15 protein-coding genes are annotated in these 17,388 nt (G+C 40.6%); 6 read left to right on the top strand and 9 right to left on the bottom strand.

Annotated features, from left to right (window positions below):
* The first annotated feature begins 11 nt into the window (after positions 1–11).
* Positions 12–1,046 (top strand): glycerate kinase, encoded by a 1,035-nt coding sequence (locus V7K97_RS31180; RefSeq protein WP_334804838.1) that lies wholly within the window; start codon positions 12–14, stop codon positions 1,044–1,046.
* Positions 1,047–1,127: 81 nt separating this feature from the next.
* Here V7K97_RS31180 and V7K97_RS31175 read toward each other — a convergent pair whose 3' ends face one another.
* The 3 genes from V7K97_RS31175 to V7K97_RS31165 all read right to left on the bottom strand — a co-directional run bounded on the left by V7K97_RS31175 (position 1,128) and on the right by V7K97_RS31165 (position 3,892).
* The gene (locus V7K97_RS31175; RefSeq protein WP_334804837.1) at positions 1,128–1,757 is read right to left on the bottom strand and encodes a restriction endonuclease subunit R; all 630 of its coding nucleotides are present in this window, start codon (positions 1,755–1,757) and stop codon (positions 1,128–1,130) included.
* A 48-nt stretch (positions 1,758–1,805) separates the two neighbouring features.
* The gene (locus tag V7K97_RS31170; RefSeq protein WP_334804836.1) at positions 1,806–2,141 is read right to left on the bottom strand and encodes a XisI protein; all 336 of its coding nucleotides are present in this window, start codon (positions 2,139–2,141) and stop codon (positions 1,806–1,808) included.
* Between the two features lie 233 nt (positions 2,142–2,374).
* Positions 2,375–3,892, bottom strand: a complete 1,518-nt coding sequence (locus tag V7K97_RS31165; RefSeq protein WP_334804834.1) for an ABC transporter permease subunit — start codon at positions 3,890–3,892, stop codon at positions 2,375–2,377.
* Between the two features lie 70 nt (positions 3,893–3,962).
* On the opposite strand from V7K97_RS31165, the gene V7K97_RS31160 reads away from it, so the two are divergent.
* Positions 3,963–4,718, top strand: coding sequence for an amino acid ABC transporter ATP-binding protein (locus tag V7K97_RS31160; protein WP_334804833.1), 756 nt, complete (start codon positions 3,963–3,965; stop codon positions 4,716–4,718).
* A 133-nt stretch (positions 4,719–4,851) separates the two neighbouring features.
* A complete protein-coding gene (locus V7K97_RS31155; protein WP_334804832.1) occupies positions 4,852–4,998 on the top strand; it encodes a hypothetical protein in 147 nt (48 codons plus the stop codon).
* Positions 4,999–5,082: 84 nt separating this feature from the next.
* On the opposite strand, the gene V7K97_RS31150 is transcribed toward V7K97_RS31155, so the two are convergent.
* Positions 5,083–5,283 carry a hypothetical protein gene (locus V7K97_RS31150; protein ID WP_334804831.1) on the bottom strand — a complete coding sequence of 67 codons (201 nt, stop codon included), beginning with the start codon at positions 5,281–5,283 and terminating at the stop codon, positions 5,083–5,085.
* 227 nt (positions 5,284–5,510) lie between these two features.
* Positions 5,511–6,191 carry a lipoyl(octanoyl) transferase LipB gene (lipB, locus tag V7K97_RS31145; protein ID WP_442938939.1) on the bottom strand — a complete coding sequence of 227 codons (681 nt, stop codon included), beginning with the start codon at positions 6,189–6,191 and terminating at the stop codon, positions 5,511–5,513.
* A 629-nt stretch (positions 6,192–6,820) separates the two neighbouring features.
* Here lipB and hpf point away from each other — a divergent pair.
* Positions 6,821–7,465: a ribosome hibernation-promoting factor, HPF/YfiA family gene (hpf, locus tag V7K97_RS31140; protein ID WP_334804830.1), complete on the top strand. Its 645-nt coding sequence runs from the start codon at positions 6,821–6,823 to the stop codon at positions 7,463–7,465.
* A gap of 114 nt (positions 7,466–7,579) precedes the next feature.
* Here hpf and V7K97_RS31135 read toward each other — a convergent pair whose 3' ends face one another.
* Positions 7,580–8,038: a peroxiredoxin gene (locus tag V7K97_RS31135; RefSeq protein WP_334804851.1), complete on the bottom strand. Its 459-nt coding sequence runs from the start codon at positions 8,036–8,038 to the stop codon at positions 7,580–7,582.
* A 119-nt stretch (positions 8,039–8,157) separates the two neighbouring features.
* On the opposite strand from V7K97_RS31135, the gene V7K97_RS31130 reads away from it, so the two are divergent.
* Positions 8,158–9,285, top strand: a complete 1,128-nt coding sequence (locus V7K97_RS31130; protein ID WP_334804829.1) for an acyltransferase family protein — start codon at positions 8,158–8,160, stop codon at positions 9,283–9,285.
* Between the two features lie 287 nt (positions 9,286–9,572).
* Positions 9,573–10,277, top strand: coding sequence for a CAP domain-containing protein (locus tag V7K97_RS31125; protein WP_334804850.1), 705 nt, complete (start codon positions 9,573–9,575; stop codon positions 10,275–10,277).
* 98 nt (positions 10,278–10,375) lie between these two features.
* Here the strand turns inward: V7K97_RS31125 and V7K97_RS31120 are convergent, their stop codons facing one another.
* From V7K97_RS31120 to V7K97_RS31110, 3 genes are all read right to left on the bottom strand, one after another.
* Positions 10,376–10,714: a type II toxin-antitoxin system VapC family toxin gene (locus V7K97_RS31120; RefSeq protein ID WP_334804828.1), complete on the bottom strand. Its 339-nt coding sequence runs from the start codon at positions 10,712–10,714 to the stop codon at positions 10,376–10,378.
* Entirely contained in the window at positions 10,711–10,947 is a 237-nt protein-coding gene (locus V7K97_RS31115; RefSeq protein WP_334804827.1) for a type II toxin-antitoxin system Phd/YefM family antitoxin, read from the bottom strand. Before V7K97_RS31115 ends, V7K97_RS31120 begins: the two co-directional genes overlap by 4 nt.
* 84 nt (positions 10,948–11,031) lie before the next feature.
* The gene (locus V7K97_RS31110; RefSeq protein WP_334804849.1) at positions 11,032–16,701 is read right to left on the bottom strand and encodes an alpha-2-macroglobulin family protein; all 5,670 of its coding nucleotides are present in this window, start codon (positions 16,699–16,701) and stop codon (positions 11,032–11,034) included.
* Positions 16,702–17,388: the final 687 nt, after the last annotated feature.

The raw sequence follows: 17,388 nt of genomic DNA, 5'->3' as shown, positions 1-17,388 counted from the left end.
ATAATGAATTTATGAATTTGTGGCTGAATGAAATTCTGGCAACGGATGCGGTGGGGGAAACTTGGCAGCAGCAAGCTAGAGTTGCTGCGCTGTCAGATCAGTCAAGGGCAAAAGCTTTTGGGATCACACCGGAAAATGTCCATGAAGTGATAGAAAGGCGATCGCATTTACTAAAATCTGTGTTCCCAGCTTTTAGTCAATTCTGCCAAACTAGTCTCCAGATACAACCCGAGGAAATGTTACAGGTATTGTGGGACTTGTGGCTTCCTTTGGGGATGAAACTCGCATTGGGGCGCCAACAGTTAAGCCGCCCGATGATTCAGGGAATATTGGGAGTACAAGGTACTGGTAAAACTACAATGTCTAAGGTTCTCAGCTTGATTATCCAGCATTTAGGATATCACACTCTGAGTTTATCTTTAGATGACTTATACAAAACTTACAGCGATCGCTTGGTTTTAATAGAGCAAGATCCCCGCTTGATTTGGCGAGGTCCACCAGGAACCCACGATATAGACTTAGGCTTAAATGTACTAGATCAAATTCGCCAATCGCAAAGTCCAGTTATGGTTCCCCGCTTTGATAAATCTGCATACAGAGGCGCTGGCGATCGCACGACTCCAGAAATGGTAACAGGTGTGGATATTATACTATTTGAAGGTTGGTTTGTGGGTGTGCGACCAATCAACCCAGATGTATTTAATACTGCACCGCCGCCAATTCTCACAGATGAGGATAGAGCATTCGCCCGTGATATGAATCTTCGCCTCCACGATTATCTACCACTGTGGGAGCGATTAGACAGCTTAATTTTGCTCTATCCCACCGATTACCGCTATTCTTTGGAGTGGCGCAAACAGGCGGAACAGCAGATGATTGCTGCGGGTAAGTCGGGGATGAACGATACAGAGATAGAGCAATTTGTCAATTATTTTTGGCGATCGCTTCACCCGGAATTATTTATCAATCAGTTGGTAAAAGATGTAACACTGGTTGATCTGGTGATTGAGATTCATGGCGATCGTAGTTTTGGTAAAGTAGCATAAAAACTCAGTCTTTCTCTCTTTGCTTCTCTTGGCTCGTGCGGGAATAAATTTTCGCTCCGATCGCTCTATTTAAATTACCTTTTAAAGCTGACAAATTGCTTTTAAAACTTGTAACAACTGAGTTGAACGCTCTCTTTCCATCAAATTTAATTCTGGTAACAGATAATAAATCAGGGGATTTCCTTGTTCAATATAGACAAACTGATAACTTCTACCATTAGTCGCTAATCCCCAAATTGATTTTTGATTATCTATATAAGAGTATGTGAGTAGCTGAGGTAAAGCTGTTGATATATCAATCTGACTATTTTTCGACTCAATTAATAGTACCAAAAAATATATTTCAGGTTTGGTATGTTTAGCTTTACTAATAACTAAAATATCAAATCTCCCTTTAATTTTGATATCTTCATCTTCAACTTCAATATCAGCAATATTTTCCCCCAAACCAATCTCGATAGGATAGCGATAAAAACCAGCTAATCTTAATAAAGGGGCAACTGCAAGAAACTTTACCAGACCTTCATAAACTTTGCCTGCTGTCAGGTATCTATCAAAGTCATGCTGAATTTGTTTGAGTTCCTGCTGTTCTGCTTCCGTGAGAGGTTCCAGAGATAAGTAGTTAGAAAATGAGTCACTGTATTGTTCTTGAAAGCCAAACATACTATGAACTTCTTCTAAAGATAAATTACGAGCGTTGAGAATTGTCATATATTTTTCCTTGATTCAAACGAAAAATGTTTTTCAGTAGATCAAATATTAACCTACAGCAAAATCTGTGAACTGTCTTTTGTAAGGCGAGTGAAATCCTAAGACAATATCTTGTTTAGCAACGCCTAAAGCGACTAATTCATCACCAATATTAGCTTCCGTTCCATTATGTTGAATCCAACTTTTTTCATTCTTAATATCTAAATGTAATACACAACCATATACACGCCGCTTGTTTTCCCAACCCACATATACTAATTGATAGTGGTCGTGTTCGGTATCAAAGATAGTTTGTGCTTCCACTTCACTATCAGATTTCTCATACTGACTATATACTGTTAATAGCTGCTGAATGTCCTTTCTATATTTATCTAAGTTAGCCATCTGATAATAACCTCATTTTCGATATCATAAATTAGCAACAGTAATCGTGAAATTTATCTTTTGCTGACATAACATAATTTGTTCGTTCGGTGGAGCATTCTATCTATATATTATCCACCTTCTCAAGCCGTATAACTTGATATGCCAAATTAGTTAACAAAGTAACGCACCATATTTATCTCGTCTGTTAAGATGCTTTAGCCTATGGCATAACACACCCTACTGAAAAACTATTAGGTATCGTATTTATTCTGGCCTTTAACCGGATTCATCCACACTTCTAAGCGACTAAACGCTTGTGAAAAAAGTAAGGTCAAACATAAATAAATCACCGCTACACCTGCATAAATCTGAAAAGGGCGATAATTGTCAGCAATAATTAACTGTCCTTTACGTAGTAATTCTTCAAACCCAATCACAGAAACTAAGCTAGTATCTTTCAATAAACTAATAAAATCATTACCTAAAGGTGGAATCATCCGCCGGAAAGCTTGGGGAAAAATTACATAAATCATGGTTTGCACGGAACTCAAACCTAATGATTGTGCTGCTTCTGCTTGTCCTGGTTCAATTGATTGAATCCCTCCACGAACAACTTCGGCAATATAAGCGGCGCTATTCAAACTTAAAGCAATTACCCCAGCAGTTAGACGATCAAAACTAAATGTCAAACCCAGTTCTTGCAAAATTGCTGGTAATCCAAAGTAAATCATAAAAATTTGCAGCAATAAAGGCGTTCCCCGAAAAAAATCTACATAAGCCCTCGCCACCCAACGCACAGGTGCGATACGAGAAAGGCGGATAATACCAATGAGGGAACCGCCAATTAAACCAAATACTACAGAAATTATCGTCAATTGCAACGTTACCAATGCACCTTGTAATAGAGTTGGAAAAGCCTGCAAAATTACGCTAATTGAAGTAAATATTCTAGGTGCGTTAGTGTTAGTTTGATTCTCAAATGCTGATTTAGCTGGTAATTTAGGTGGTTCGGCTTTAAACCATTTTTGGTAAATTTGGGCATAAGTGCCATTTTTCAACACCCTATCCAAACCCTGGTTGATTAATGCCAAATTCGGCGAATTTTTAGCTGTAGCAATGCCGTAAAATTCCTCTGTCAGTAATTGCTGTACTACTTTAATTCCCTTGAGATTGCCCGTATTAATAGCATATAAAGTAACAGGTGCATCATTAATTACCGCATCCACATTACCATTGAGCAATTCTTGCAAGGCTAGAGGTGCGGAATCAAAACTGCGAATTTGCACTCCCGGAACACTTTTAGCCTTTGCAGCTCCAGTTGTACCAATTTGTACTGCAATTTTCTTATTTTTGAGGGTGTCAAAGCCAGTAATATCTTGATTGTCTGTGCGAATTGCGATCGCTAACCCAGCCTTAAAATAGGGACGGGAAAAAGAAACACTCTTCGCCCTCTCCTCTGTAATCGTGATCGAACTAATGGCCGCATCTACCGTTTTTGCTTGCAAAGCTGGGATAATGCCATCAAAAGGCAGACTTTGAAAATCCACTTTAAAGTTAGCAGCAGTAGCGAGCGCATTCATCAAATCAATAGAAAAACCCTCCAACTCACCAGCTTGTCCTTTAAACTCAAAAGGTGGAAATGCAGGTTCCGTAGCAACCCGCAGAGTTTTCCCCACACTAGAGTTCACAGCACAGCTAACCAGTAACAAACAGCTAAAACTTATAACTAGAAATAAGCGCAGCCAACGGATAAAACTAAATATAGCCATATTATTTTCTCTCTCCCTCTGCGGTTCATTAAAACCTTACAATCAACTGTAGAGCAGCTTGACATAAGTAATGAACAATACCATCCCCACCATTATTTTTGACAATATCGAAAAAAACTTTGGTTCCCTAAAAGTCCTCAAAGGAATCACCGGCGAAATCAACCGGGGAGAAGTCGTTGCAATTATCGGTTCCTCTGGTTGTGGTAAAAGTACTCTACTACGCTGCTTCAACCGCCTAGAAACCATTGACAATGGGCGTTTAATCATCAACGGGATCAACTTATCCCGCCCCACTATCAACTATAGCCAACTGCGGCAGCTACGAACCCAAGTAGGCATGGTTTTCCAGCAATTCAACCTGTTTCCCCATCTCAGCGTTCTGGAAAATATGACCCTCGCCCCTCAGAAAGTTTTGGGTAAAACACCGAAAGAAAGCGCCCAATTAGCGAGATTATATTTAGAAAAAGTTGGCTTACTTGACAAAGCCTCTGCTTATCCCGAACAACTTTCAGGCGGACAAAAGCAACGAGTAGCGATCGCCCGTAGTTTATGTATGAATCCCCAAATCATGCTATTCGACGAACCCACCAGCGCCCTAGATCCTGAACTCGTCGGCGAAGTTCTGCAAGTGATACAGCAATTGGCCGCAGAAGGGATGACAATGGTGGTTGTCACCCATGAAATGCAATTTGCAAAAGAAGTAGCCCATCAGGTGATATTTTTAGACAAAGGTATTGTCACAGAACAAGGTTCAGCCTATGAAGTGCTGACTAATCCTCAAAGCGATCGCCTACGTATTTTCCTCAGTCGCCTCAACGATAGATAGTTAGGAGTTAGGAGTTAGGAATGAAAGGTTTTTTCACAACTCATAACTCATATAGCGGTTCCCATTCAGATGCAGTACAACGTTACATCACGAGGTGTAGGGGCACGGCAATGCCCATGAGTGTCAACTTAACGTGAAAGCAAGCCTAGAACCAGCTTTTAGATTGCCTCGTTCCCAGTCGGAGACTGGGAATGCCCGTCGTTGGGGCTGCCGCCTCCCTTACTGGCGGCAGAGCCGCCAGGAGCAGCATTTCCAGCCAGAGGCTAGAAACGAGATTTGAAAAGGGTTTTAGCTTAAGTTGACACCAATGGGCAATGCCGTGCCCCTACGGGTGTACCTCACGTAAACGATAACTCCTAACTCTTCAAAGGTACTCGCGCAAGAAATCAAAGGGATCATCTTCCCAGCAAGGTTCAGGTATCAACCAAAACAAACTACTGTGGATGTCAGCTTCAATGTCATCACCGTCATCTCTATCAAATAGTTCTATCAAAGCTGTCCAATCACGTTCTCTCAAAGACGCTAGCGATGGGGCATATACCTGGAGATTATTTGAGTAATTCACGCGTAAAGTTGTGCTTGACAGCCGTAAAAATACCAATTCAAAATTCAAAATTCAAAATTCAGAAAGCCTTATTTAATCTAGGTTTCTAGGTTTATATCTGTCACGTTCTTTTTTCAAATTGGTATTAAATAGTTATTTTGATACTATTAAATATCGACTACTCTCTTCAGTGTCTCACAATTTAAATAGGACTACTATAGTATTTCTTACATAATTACAAACTGAATTTACTCAGACTGGAAAAATCCTTGCGGCTGAGATTCGACTAATTCCACGCCAAAGACTTCTGCAAAGGACTGTGCTATGTAAAAACGCACATCTTGGCAGGTGATATCTGGAATCCATTCGGCTAAACTGCCTACAGGTTTGTCAGAAATACCACAGGGTACTATACGCTCAAAGCCTGTCATGTCTGGACAAACATTTAATGCAAAGCCGTGCATACTAATCCAACGGCTGACTTTTATACCAATAGCCGCAACTTTGCACCCTTGTAACCAAACGCCAGTAAAAGCCGGAATTCTTTCTCCCTGCAACCCATAAACTGCCAATACGCGAATTATTACTTCTTCGAGTTGGCGTAAGTACCAATGGAGGTCTTGACGATAACGTTGCAGATTTAAAATTGGATAACCCACCAGTTGACCGGGACAATGATAAGTAACCTCGCCGCCTCGTTCAACTCTATGCACATCATATTCACCTTTGTCAATATCAAATTTGAGAAAATCTGAGTTGCTTCCTTGTCCCAGAGTGTAAACAGGTGGATGTTCTAGCAAAATTAACACGTCATCTAGACTGGAGTCATGGATGCGCTCAGTCAGGAGCGATCGCTGCCATCTATGAGCCTCTAAGTAAGGCATTAATCCTTGGTTATACAGCAAACAACGGTTCTTGTGTGTTTTCATACTATGGATCAGTCGAAAAATCAACTGTATTGAGGACGAAATATATTTCAAATTAGAGGATTGGAGTCAACAAATGTTAAGTTTTGCAAAGGATTTTAAAGGAAAGTCAAGGGAACCTGCATTAGAAAATACAAAGTGCTAGCTTGAATATTAACCTCAATAGGTTTTAGGAGGAATTCTCTGCAATAAGAATCATGCCAAGACAATAAGGACGAATGCATTGGCCGATGACTCTTATAACATTGCTTGCATTTCAAACAGAATCAAACTTCCACAAAGACTTGTATTATTGAACACTAGCAAGCAAACTTCAACCGAACACAGAAGGAGCAACTATCAACAGTTTTGTAAGCCTTGCTTTAAAGAAGAAGGTAGTCACGACAGCTACCATTCACATTGCCTCACTCAAGAGTTCTAAGTGGATATCCAATTGGATATAAGCGCAGAGATGAGGAGGTAAATCAAGGGTATACTTGATAAAAACTCAGATGCAGCAAGCTGAGAGACAGCTTACTAGCAGTAGATGCAATAGTTCACAATTTGTTTTGGCGGGAGTAATAGAGCTTACCGCAACTTCTTTTCATACAAAGCAAATTCACACATTCAAATATTTAGTGGGAGAGTATTACATGAAGCTTGTCATCCACAGCAAAAATATTGAAATCACCGATGCGATTCGTGAGTATGTACATCAAAAAATTGAAAAAGCAGTTAGTCACTTTCAGAGCATTACAAATGAAGTGGATGTGCATCTTAGCGTCGCCCGTAATCCCCGAATTAATACTAGACAAGCAGCTGAAGTAACTATTTATGCCAATGGTAGCGTTATCCGTGCCGAGGAAAGCAGCGAAAACCTCTATGCCAGCATTGACTTAGTTGCAGATAAAATTGCCCGTCAATTGCGAAAATACAAAGAACGACGTCAAGACCAGAAAACTCATGCCCTACCAACAGAAACAGTTGTTGCAGATTTGGTAGTCACAGATTTAATTGGCGATCGTACCCCCGAACTACCCAACGAAGTCGTCCGCACCAAATATTTTTCCATGCCGCCAATGACCCTTGCAGAAGCCTCAGAACAACTGCAACTCGTAGGACACGACTTTTATATGTTCCGTAATTCTGAAACTGGCGAGATTAATGTCATTTACGAACGCAACCACGGCGGTTATGGCGTGATTCAACCCCGCAATGGTAACGGTCATACCAACGGCAAGAATGGCAAAGCAACCTACGCGAATATTGTCATGCCGGAAAAGTCGCATTCTAAATAGGGGAAGGGGAGTAGAGAGTAGGGAGTAGGGAGTAGGGAGTAGGGAGTTAGGAGTTAGGAGTTATCAAGAATTCTTCCCCCATTCCCCATTCCCCATTCCCCATTCCCCATTCCCTCATTTCGCAATCTGTTGCAAAGTTTTCAGCGCTTCTTCAACGTGACCTTTAAAGTTGAACATGGAATCAAACACGTATTGCACAACTCCCTGTTGGTCAATAACGTAAGTAACGCGACCAGGGAATAAGCCAAAGGCTGCTGTTGCGCCATATAGCTTCCGCACTTGGTCGCCTTTGTCAGTTAACAAAGTAAAAGGTAGATTATATTTCGCAGCAAATCGCTGGTGAGATTCGCTGGAGTCGGCACTTACGCCGACAACTTCAGCGCCAGCAGTTTTAAACACTTCATACTGATCCCGAAAGGCGCAGGATTCAGCTGTACATCCGGGTGTATCGTCCTTGGGATAAAAATATAGCACAACAGCTTTGTTGCCGCGAAAATCTTGGAGGCTAATTGTTGAGCCGTTTTGAGCCGGTAGAGTGAAATTAGGAGCGGTATCTCCAACTTTAATTGGCATAGTGATTGGTGGTAATTGACTTAACAAAATTTTACCTTGTATCCAAGTCTATAAATTTTGCTTGATTACGTGCATCAAGGGGAGTAGCTTAGATACTCATGTAACAGAAAATTCCGCTTATGCGCCTGACTTCACTGGATGTTTTTCGCGGCATTACCATCGCTGCGATGATTCTCGTCAATATGGCGGGTGTCGCAGATGATGTATATCCTCCTTTAGCCCACGCCGATTGGCACGGTTGGACACCAACTGACTTGGTATTTCCCTTCTTTCTCTTCATTGTTGGTGTAGCGATGACTTTTTCGCTGTCAAAGTACACCGAAGGTAATAAACCAACCTCAGTTGTTTACTGGCGGATATTACGCCGCGCCGCCATTCTCTTTGCCTTGGGATTACTACTAAATGGCTTTTGGAATCAGGGTATTTGGACTTTTGATTTGAGTAGTATCCGCTTTATGGGAGTATTACAACGCATCAGCCTTACCTATCTGCTGGCTTCCCTAGCTGTTCTTAACCTCCCGCGTAAAGGTCAATGGATACTAGCAGCAGTGCTACTTATCGGCTACTGGCTGACGATGATGTATGTAGCAGTACCCGATTATGGGGCGGGAGTTTTGACACGGGAAGGTAATTTTGGTGCTTATGTTGACCGCCTGATTATTCCCAAAGCACATCTATATAAAAGTGATGGTTTCAAATTCATGGGAGATCCAGAAGGACTCTTCAGTACTATTCCTGCGATAGTAAGCGTCCTCGCAGGTTACTTCACTGGGCAATGGATACGCAGTCAGTCAGTAAAGTCACGCACAAGTATCGGGTTAGCATTATTTGGAGTCGGTTGTTTAATTATCGGTTGGGCGTGGGGGTGGACATTCCCCATTAATAAAAAGCTGTGGACAAGTTCTTATGTAGTCTTTACAACAGGTTGGGCGTTGTTATTGCTCGCAGCTTGTTATGAACTCATCGAAGTCCGGCTGATGCGTCGCTGGAGTAAACCTTTTGAAATTATGGGCTTAAATGCGATCGCTCTTTTCGTTGCATCGGTTTTATTGATTAAAATTTTAGTGAAAACCACGATTGGCACTGGCAAAGACGCTCCCAATACCTACAATTGGATTTACCACAATTTTTTCGCATCTTGGGCGGGGGCGCTGAATGGTTCCCTGTTGTTTGCCATAATCACCGTGTTGTTGTGGTGGGCTGTTGGTGTTCTGATGTATCGGCAACGCTGGTTTCTAAAAGTGTAAATTTGAAAGCAGGCGTGAGAAAATTAAAAGATTCTTATTGTTATTTACTTTTTGCTGTTGTCAATGTTACAACAGGTATTAAGTGATATATTTGTCACACCTTAGGAACAAAGGTGATGGCAGCTTTATCTAGATTATTGGTGCATTAATCTACACTTTCCTTGGCAACTCACCTAAGTTCTGATATCGTTTCTAACGGCAGAAGCGTCTACAGACTTATCTGTGCGTTGAAAATTCTTATTTCTTCTAATTCACTAAATTAATCCATAGAAAATTGTGAGGTAATGATGCGTCGCATGAAATTTTGGGTATTTTTACCAGTAGCCTTCATATTCGGCTGCTCAGATCAACTGTTTCAATCTAAACCCTCTGGAGCCAACCCGAATCCCGCAGTAGTTGAACAAACTAGTCCGATTTTATTGGCAAAGGCGAGTTACCTTTCACCGTTGGAACAACAGGTAATTGTTGAAACAAATAAGGTACGAACAAATCCCAAGGGATACCTGCCCATTTTGGAAAACTATAGAAAGCGCTTTGAGGGGAACCGAGTCAAAATTTCTAATAATACCTATTTGCGAACTCAAGAAGGAGTCAAAGCAGTTGATGAGGCGATCGCATTTTTGAAATCAGCACGTTCTGTGGGAGCCTTGAGTGCATCAAAGGGTATGTCTTTAGGAGCAAAAGACCACGTTAAAGACCAAGGCCCAAAAGGTGCTACAGGTCATGATGGTAGCGATGGTAGCAACCCCTTTACTCGCATCAACCGCTATGGTACATGGGAAACAACCGCAGGTGAAAATATCAGTTATGGGCCAAACTCTGCTCAAGATATCGTTATGCAATTAATTATCGATGATGGCGTGCGCGATCGCGGTCATCGAAAAAACATTTTTAACGGCACTTTTAAAGTGTCTGGTGTTGCCTTTGGAACTCACAAATCATATAGAACAGTCTGCGTGATTGACTACGCTGGTGGGTATAGGGAAAAATAATTTCAGAATATACCTGGGGATTAGAAATCGCGGCTATACAAACCAAGTCCGTCTACGTGGATTCAAAGAATTTGAAACTCGCGTAGGCGGTTTTTTGTCTATAATGCGATCGCAATTAAACGTTCTGCCGCTCGGAATTGACCACAGTCTATTGCAAGAGTTGCAGCACTGCGATGTAATACTGAACGAGTCGGTTCGGCATCAAGTTGATTGGCAATGAGTGCAGCAGCTTGAGATTCTTTTTCAAAAGCTTGTCGAGATACTTGACTAGCTTGCTTTAAGTCTCCTCTGGCTTTCGTGGCTATTTCCCAAGCACTAGCTGCACTGAAAAATAACTCATTGTTGCGATCGCTGATACTCGCCCTAACTATAGATGATAAACGAGAACTATCAGTAATCCACCAAAGAAAGGTATGGGTGTCAAAAAGTAATCTCATCCTTCAAAGCTAGCTAGTATATCATCAGGTAAAGGAGCATCAAAATCTGGAGAAATTGTGATTAATCCTTTAGCACTTCCTGGTGTTCGCTGGGGAGGATTTTGATTAACAGGTACTAAACGGGCAATTGCTATTCCGTCTTGAGTAATTGTAATTTCTTCGCCTCGACTCACTCGATTCAAAAGTTCAGAGAAAGCAACTTCTGCTTCTTGAATATTAATGTTTATAGTCATAGCAAAGCTTCTCCTGAAAGCTAAAGCTTGCTTTTATTATTTATTTGTATTCTACAGAGGAGCAGACAACTAAGCTATAAATCATCAGGAATGCTCCTCTAATATCAGTGTAGACTCTGCTGTACGCCCAAATTCTTCTGGTGCATATTGTAAATGAACTTGGGCGCCAGGCCAAGAAAATGTACCAGGAGTCACAGAACGGACTAAGTAATGCAAACTATAAACTCCTGGTTCCAGGTGGTCGGCGTATGCAATAATGCGATCGCGGTACACATTCTTAAACCCAAGTTCCCAGCTATCGGCTTTTGCTTGTAATGCAGCTGTGGTAGTTTGAAAACTTGCATCCACCGCCTCAAAACCTGATGGTAGCGGATCTTTAATCACCAGATGATCCACCGGATGATCGGCGATGATTTCTAAACCAATATCAAACACCTGTCCAGAGGCTAAAGTCAAGGGTTTATCAAAAGCGTAAAGACCTGTTTTTTGCAAAACTTGATCTTTATTTACTTGACTAATTTCTCGTGTTATGCGTAACCCATTAAATCTGCCTGGTTGATTTCCCTGCAAGCGATAGTTATAAGCAACCAGATAGTGCAAAGTGCCATCACCTGATTTTTGCAGTGTTAAATCATTACGACCACGAGGTAATTTATTCATTGGGACATTTAGCTGTAAACTAGGATTTTGATAGCCATTAAACCTATTTTCTCCTAACTTATTACCAGCTAATTCCACTGTGGCGACAAAATTAGGCGGCGTGGGTTGCAGTTGGCTATATTCTACCAAAGCTGTTAATGCTTGGGCATTATTATAGTTAGTTTGCCATGTGCCATCCCGTCGCAATGCGAGAAGACTTTGGAATAACTTATCTATAACTTCGGGTTTACTTTGTTTGGCAATAAATAAACGTAAAGCTTCCGCCTGTGTCGCAGTAGATGAACTCATCCATCCCCAACTAGTTGGTAAACTTACAACTGCTGTGCGACCAGTTTCATAGATATTCTGTTGCAGCTTGTTGACTAATTGTTGAGATTCCTTTTGCCATTCTGGGAATTGAGATAAGTATCGCGCTAGTTTAATTTGAGTTACTAAATCAAAGTTATTGCGCTGTTCATAAATATCTCCAAGAAATGTATTGCGCTTTTCACCAATTTGTGCGAGTGCGATTAAAGCATTAAGTTGCAGTTGTCTTTTGCACAGTTGTTGTTTGCAAAAATCGTATTCTCCAGGATTCGCCAGAACTTTTTGCAGATAAACTTTCAGGCGAGACACCATTACAGAATCGACTAAATTAGGGAATACCTGACTGGCTTTAGCTAAAGATTCACCCGTGTATGAAGAAACCCAAGGGTCGGATTTTTCTTGTCCGGGGAAAGCAGCAAAACCACCATCGGCTATTTGGAGTTTTTGTAATTTTTCAATTGCTTGAGTTGCCTGTTGGCTAGGATTAAATTCTGTAAATTTCTGACCATATTTTTGGGCAATAGTTTGCAGATTAGCCGCAATGATTAATTGACTCGCCGCCGGTTCTGTAAACGGTAAATCATCATCTTCTAAAACCTGCTTGGCTGGTGCTTGAATCTCCGTTATCAAAGTACTCGCCAACTGAATATCTAAACCTCCCGCATCAGGGAAGGTATTTTTATCGACATTCAGGGGAATCTTCACCTGTTTATCAGTGACACCAGTTTCAACGACTTGTTCTGTAATTTCAATTGGCTTAACTTCCAAGGGGACTTCAAAAGCATCTGCGGCTGTACCATTTAGCTGAGTGGTAAAGCGAACTTTACCAACTCCCACACTATCCGCCACCATGGGAAAGCGGTAAGCGTGAGTTGCGGATTCGGCTTTGGTTTGCAAAGAATTAGTTGTGGGGTTTTTGTCAGCAAACTTCACCGTACCGCTAAGTTCGCCATTTATTGAGAGATTTCCTGTATTCCCGGTGTTGTTAGTTACAGATAAACCAGCGAGGATGCGATCGCCTGGACGGGCAAATTGTGGCAAAATAGCATTAGTTAGCAGTGGCTTGGTGGTGATAAACGTCGCGTCCCCATTGCCGAAACGTAGATTTCCATCGGTGGCCACAGCCATCACCCGCCATGTAGTTAAGTCATCCGGTAATTTAAAGGTTATCTGTGCATTCCCATTTGCATCGCTGAGAACAGAACCGTTGTAGTAAGCTAAAGCTTTAAAATCAGTGCGAGTGCGAGTATTTGCTGCACCAGTTGAGAAACCACCGCCATAACCCCAACCTTTGGGTTTAGCTACATCTTGTGCTTGTAATATTACATCCGCGCGATTATCGTTAAAGCGGGTAGATATTAGCTGTTCTGCATAAACTGTATCCACCAAATCTGGCGGACGATAACCAGAAAGTTGTAACACCGCTTCATTTACCACCATGACTGTAAACTGTCCTTTGGTGGGATTTCCTTGATTGTCTTTTAGTTCTAGTTGTACCGTTTCCTCTGCACCAGGTTCTAATGATGCTTGCACTGGCTTAACTTGCAGTTTTAAATACTTATCTTGTAAGTTAACTTTAAAAGGTGTAAAACCAATCTTCACCAAGTTATCTAAACTTCCCGCTTCTACCTGGTTTATGGGTTTACCTTGTCTGACTAACACAGCTTCAATAGCTGCATTGGGCAGCATTTCTGGCGTAACTTGAAACTGAATTTGTGGTGCGCCTCCCTGAACTTTGATAACTTGCTGATAAAGGGGTTTGTCTTTAATCACAGCAAAATACAATTCTGCATCTGGATAAGGAGATTGAATTAGTGCAGTAGCCGTATCGCCTGGTTTGAACTCTTTTTTATCTAATTTAACTTCTAAGACATCTTTTTCTTTAGAACCCCAAAATACAGAATTTCCTCCAGTTGCCCAAATTTGTAAATCTGTGGCGCTTAATTCATTTTTGGCATCGCTAAAATTAACTCTAATCCGGTATGAAGCAGATTCAGGTGCTGTCAAACTTACCGATTGGGGATTGCTAGCAGATGTAATTTCTGCTTGTCCGACTGTTTTATATTCAACTTGATTTTTTGGAGTTCGGCTACCTTCCACTAATTGTGTAACGCTGCTGTATTTTATCTGTTGTAATTCCAGCCGGACTCGTTGACCTGTTATTGGTTTTCCTGTAGGGTCAGTCACAATTACTTCAATGGGAAAAGCTTTACCCGCATCCGCGATAAAATTACTTTTTACTCCGATAAGGCGATTACTTGGTAAGGCTGTAAAAGTTTTGGAATTCGCTACAGATAGATTAGAAACATCTGCAACTTGCACATCTACTTGATAAGTCATGGGATATGGTAAATCATTAGCCACATTCACCGTCTGACTACTTTTACCATTAGCATCTAGCTGGGCATTACTTTGCAATACATCACTAGATATAGTAGGGCTTTCCTCTGGCCAAAACCATTGCCGACCAAAAGTAAATTCGTCCCAACCTTTAGGAACAAAATTAGCCTGTTGGCGAGTAATAAAATATTTTGCTTCTCCACCTTCTACAGGTGCGCCAAACAAATAATTGCTTGTAGCATTAATATTAACCTTCTCATCAATGTATGCGAATTCTTTATCTAAGTTCAGTTCGACTTTAAAATTCGGTGGTTTAAACTCAGCTACCCGAAATTCTCCAGAAATTTCTTGCCCATTCTTACCCTTAGCCTGGATTGTATAGTAGCCTAAGCGCTGAGTAGTTTTGATTGGTAATTCTAGAGAAAATGTACCAAATTCGTTTGTAGTTTGCGTACCTAAGCTAGTCTTTTGTCCATCGGGATTTGCCAGAGTTAATTGGTAAACAGCATTTTTATCTTGCTGAATTGCACCATTTTGCAAGAAGTCCGCGAAACCAGTCAACCAAGCTTTTTCACCTGGTTGATACAACTGTCTATCCGAGAAAATTACCCCGCGTGATTCGGGTTTAGCATCTTGCCAACCTGCATCAATCCCATATCCATAAACACCGCTATATTCTTCCGTTCTGGCAAATGCCCAATCTTGATTTTCACGGGCAATTACTAATAACTGTGGTGATTTACTAGAGCTTTCATTCCCAGAATAACATTTCTGTAATCCTTCATTAACAATTCTAAAAATTCCATTCTCATCAGTTTTACCCGTTGCACAAGGTACTGCTTCGGGGCGAGATTTTGCTTGTAATTTTGATTGATAAATTTCAATACCAGCCGTTTTAACTGGCGAACCATCTGTAAGATGATTGACGCGAATTAAGCCTGACTCAGGAAACCACTGAGTAAATACGCCCAAATTCGTCAATTCAACTAAGCCATAAGTCGTAGGTTCACGCCATAGTTCTTTACCATTATCCTGATATTTATTAGTGCGGGCTTGCACTCCGTAAGCTAACATTCCCGTAGCGGCATTTATTTTTTCCCGTAGAGGAACAGCAATGTCAACTGATTGATTTTTCTTACCCGAAACCTGAAAGCTTTGCCATTCAGAAGGTTGTGGTAATAAATCACTACCATTATTAAAATAAACTAAATCTGTTGGTTTAACTACTCGATAAGCTGCTTTGTATTTGGATTCTGGTAGATTTCCGGTACTAATATTCAACTGTAAATCTTTATCTGTAGGGAAAATATTCAAATCTGATGGCACCCAGATATCCCCGGCTAAATCTCCAGTATCATATTTAAGGGTGATAGGTTTACCCAAAGTTTGCCCAAACTTATCTTTGAGATTTTCGCCGATAGTAATTGTATAACTCTTGGCCGGTTCTAGTGCATAAGGATTGATGCCGATAATTTTATCTTGCTCGTTTATTTGGATAATTCTCAAAATGGGTTTTGGTGGTGGATTAATAGTAATATTTCTTATAGCTGAATCTGGTACTAAGACATTATTAAATTCTAGCTGCGGGCTGCCTTTAATAAATCTTCCAAATGTTCCACCTGCATCTGGCTGTCCATAAAAGTTAATTTGCTGAAATGCCAAAGGCGAATAAGTTGCTAACTTAGTTGCAAATTCTTTCTCTGTAGGTAGATTGCCATAAGCGGGGCGGATTCCGGGAGAAAATACTAGGCGATAACGAGTTGCTTTTTCAAGATTTTGCTGGGGGATGAGGTTATAAATCCAATTACTTGCTGAGGGGTCAAACTTTTCTAAAGGTTCTTCTTCATTTTTTAATGGTTTTTCTTCTTTGTTTAATTCGACTTTGAAGCCTATACCCTTATTTTTTCCTTCAGGAATTAACTGCAAATGTTCTTGTACAGAAGCTAAATCCAATTCTACATTGGAAGTAAACTGTAACTTCTGTTGTAAATCAATTGGTTCAATATCAGCTTTTTCAATGGGATTTACACCGGGTAAATTAGTCAGGTTGATAAATTCAGTGTTGAATGTCCAAGGTAAATCTTTATCTAGTCGATGATTTTTTAAATCGGCTAATCCTGCTTTGAGAGTGACTTGAAATCTTGTTGCTATTGGCAATGCTTTATCAGCTTGAAATCCCACCATACGCGGTGTTAAAAAGCGAAATTGACCGGGTAAAGGCGGCCAAAGAGCAAATTTTTGTAATATTTTTTGCTGTTCTGGGCTATCAAGACTTTCAACTGGGATTAAAGCTTCTTTAAAACGGATGCGGATTTGATTTAGAGGTTTGGCATCTCCAATAGGACTAATTTGTTCAATCCAGTCTGGTAATTTCGGCGGTGTGAGTGAAGAAACTGCCGGGAGTTGTTCTTTGGTTGAGTTGATACCAAAAAAGTTACACCCTGTCATCGCTAGTGTAAATGTAAAGAGCAGAATAAACTGTATTGTTCTCTTGCGATTTGAGGAATGAGTAATTTTTTTTAACGTAGACGCTTCTCTACGAGACGCTACGCGAACGGCTTGGCGCAGGCTACCGCCAAGAACGTTAAAGAAGATATGGAAAATTGTATGTTGTAAACGGAGTAAAAATCTGATAATCATATTTTTTAGTCGCTCAAAATTAAAAATTCATAAATTATAGTGAACACAACCTTGCATTACTTTATTTAGTGGGCAATGTCAAGGCTAATAAAGTACATCAGATAACTAGTTATTTATACCCAAAATTTAGATAAAACTATGTTTATTTATATAGATAACCAACTCAGTGTCATTGTTCCAGAAAATGACTACAATTCTTAACTATAAAGAAGTATTTTAATTTTGCAAACATTAATTTACATCTGCTAAGTTAGTAACAATGAATTATTAAGGATTTGACATATTTACTGATGTAGATGTAAGTAAGTCGGCGGGAACATTCTGACTTTTCACGGTATCTGGTAAAACCTCTCTCTAAATCTCTCTCCTTTTAGGAGAGAGACTTTGAATTTTCCCCCTTCCCTACGAGGGAAGGGGGTTAGGGGGTTAGGTTTTTCGTGGCTTTTCCACATAACGTGAAAAGTCAGGGGAACATTAAGGTAAGTTTTCTTAGAC

The organism is Nostoc sp. (assembly GCF_036917815.1).
GTDB lineage: Bacteria > Cyanobacteriota > Cyanobacteriia > Cyanobacteriales > Nostocaceae > Nostoc.
This window is presented reverse-complemented; position numbering and strand designations above follow the sequence as displayed.

What these genes read in the sequence shown, in the direction of transcription:
- hpf (WP_334804830.1), top strand. Translation starts at nt 6,821, where the DNA reads ATGAAGCTTGTCATCCACAGCAAAAATATTGAAATCACCGATGCGATT.
- V7K97_RS31120 (WP_334804828.1), bottom strand. Translation starts at nt 10,714, where the DNA reads ATGAGATTACTTTTTGACACCCATACCTTTCTTTGGTGGATTACTGAT.
- V7K97_RS31110 (WP_334804849.1), bottom strand. Translation starts at nt 16,701, where the DNA reads ATGACAGGGTGTAACTTTTTTGGTATCAACTCAACCAAAGAACAACTC.
- V7K97_RS31135 (WP_334804851.1), bottom strand. Translation starts at nt 8,038, where the DNA reads ATGCCAATTAAAGTTGGAGATACCGCTCCTAATTTCACTCTACCGGCT.
- V7K97_RS31165 (WP_334804834.1), bottom strand. Translation starts at nt 3,892, where the DNA reads ATGGCTATATTTAGTTTTATCCGTTGGCTGCGCTTATTTCTAGTTATA.
- lipB (WP_442938939.1), bottom strand. Translation starts at nt 6,191, where the DNA reads ATGAAAACACACAAGAACCGTTGTTTGCTGTATAACCAAGGATTAATG.
- V7K97_RS31170 (WP_334804836.1), bottom strand. Translation starts at nt 2,141, where the DNA reads ATGGCTAACTTAGATAAATATAGAAAGGACATTCAGCAGCTATTAACA.
- V7K97_RS31160 (WP_334804833.1), top strand. Translation starts at nt 3,963, where the DNA reads ATGAACAATACCATCCCCACCATTATTTTTGACAATATCGAAAAAAAC.
- V7K97_RS31130 (WP_334804829.1), top strand. Translation starts at nt 8,158, where the DNA reads ATGCGCCTGACTTCACTGGATGTTTTTCGCGGCATTACCATCGCTGCG.
- V7K97_RS31180 (WP_334804838.1), top strand. Translation starts at nt 12, where the DNA reads ATGAATTTGTGGCTGAATGAAATTCTGGCAACGGATGCGGTGGGGGAA.
- V7K97_RS31175 (WP_334804837.1), bottom strand. Translation starts at nt 1,757, where the DNA reads ATGACAATTCTCAACGCTCGTAATTTATCTTTAGAAGAAGTTCATAGT.
- V7K97_RS31115 (WP_334804827.1), bottom strand. Translation starts at nt 10,947, where the DNA reads ATGACTATAAACATTAATATTCAAGAAGCAGAAGTTGCTTTCTCTGAA.
- V7K97_RS31125 (WP_334804850.1), top strand. Translation starts at nt 9,573, where the DNA reads ATGCGTCGCATGAAATTTTGGGTATTTTTACCAGTAGCCTTCATATTC.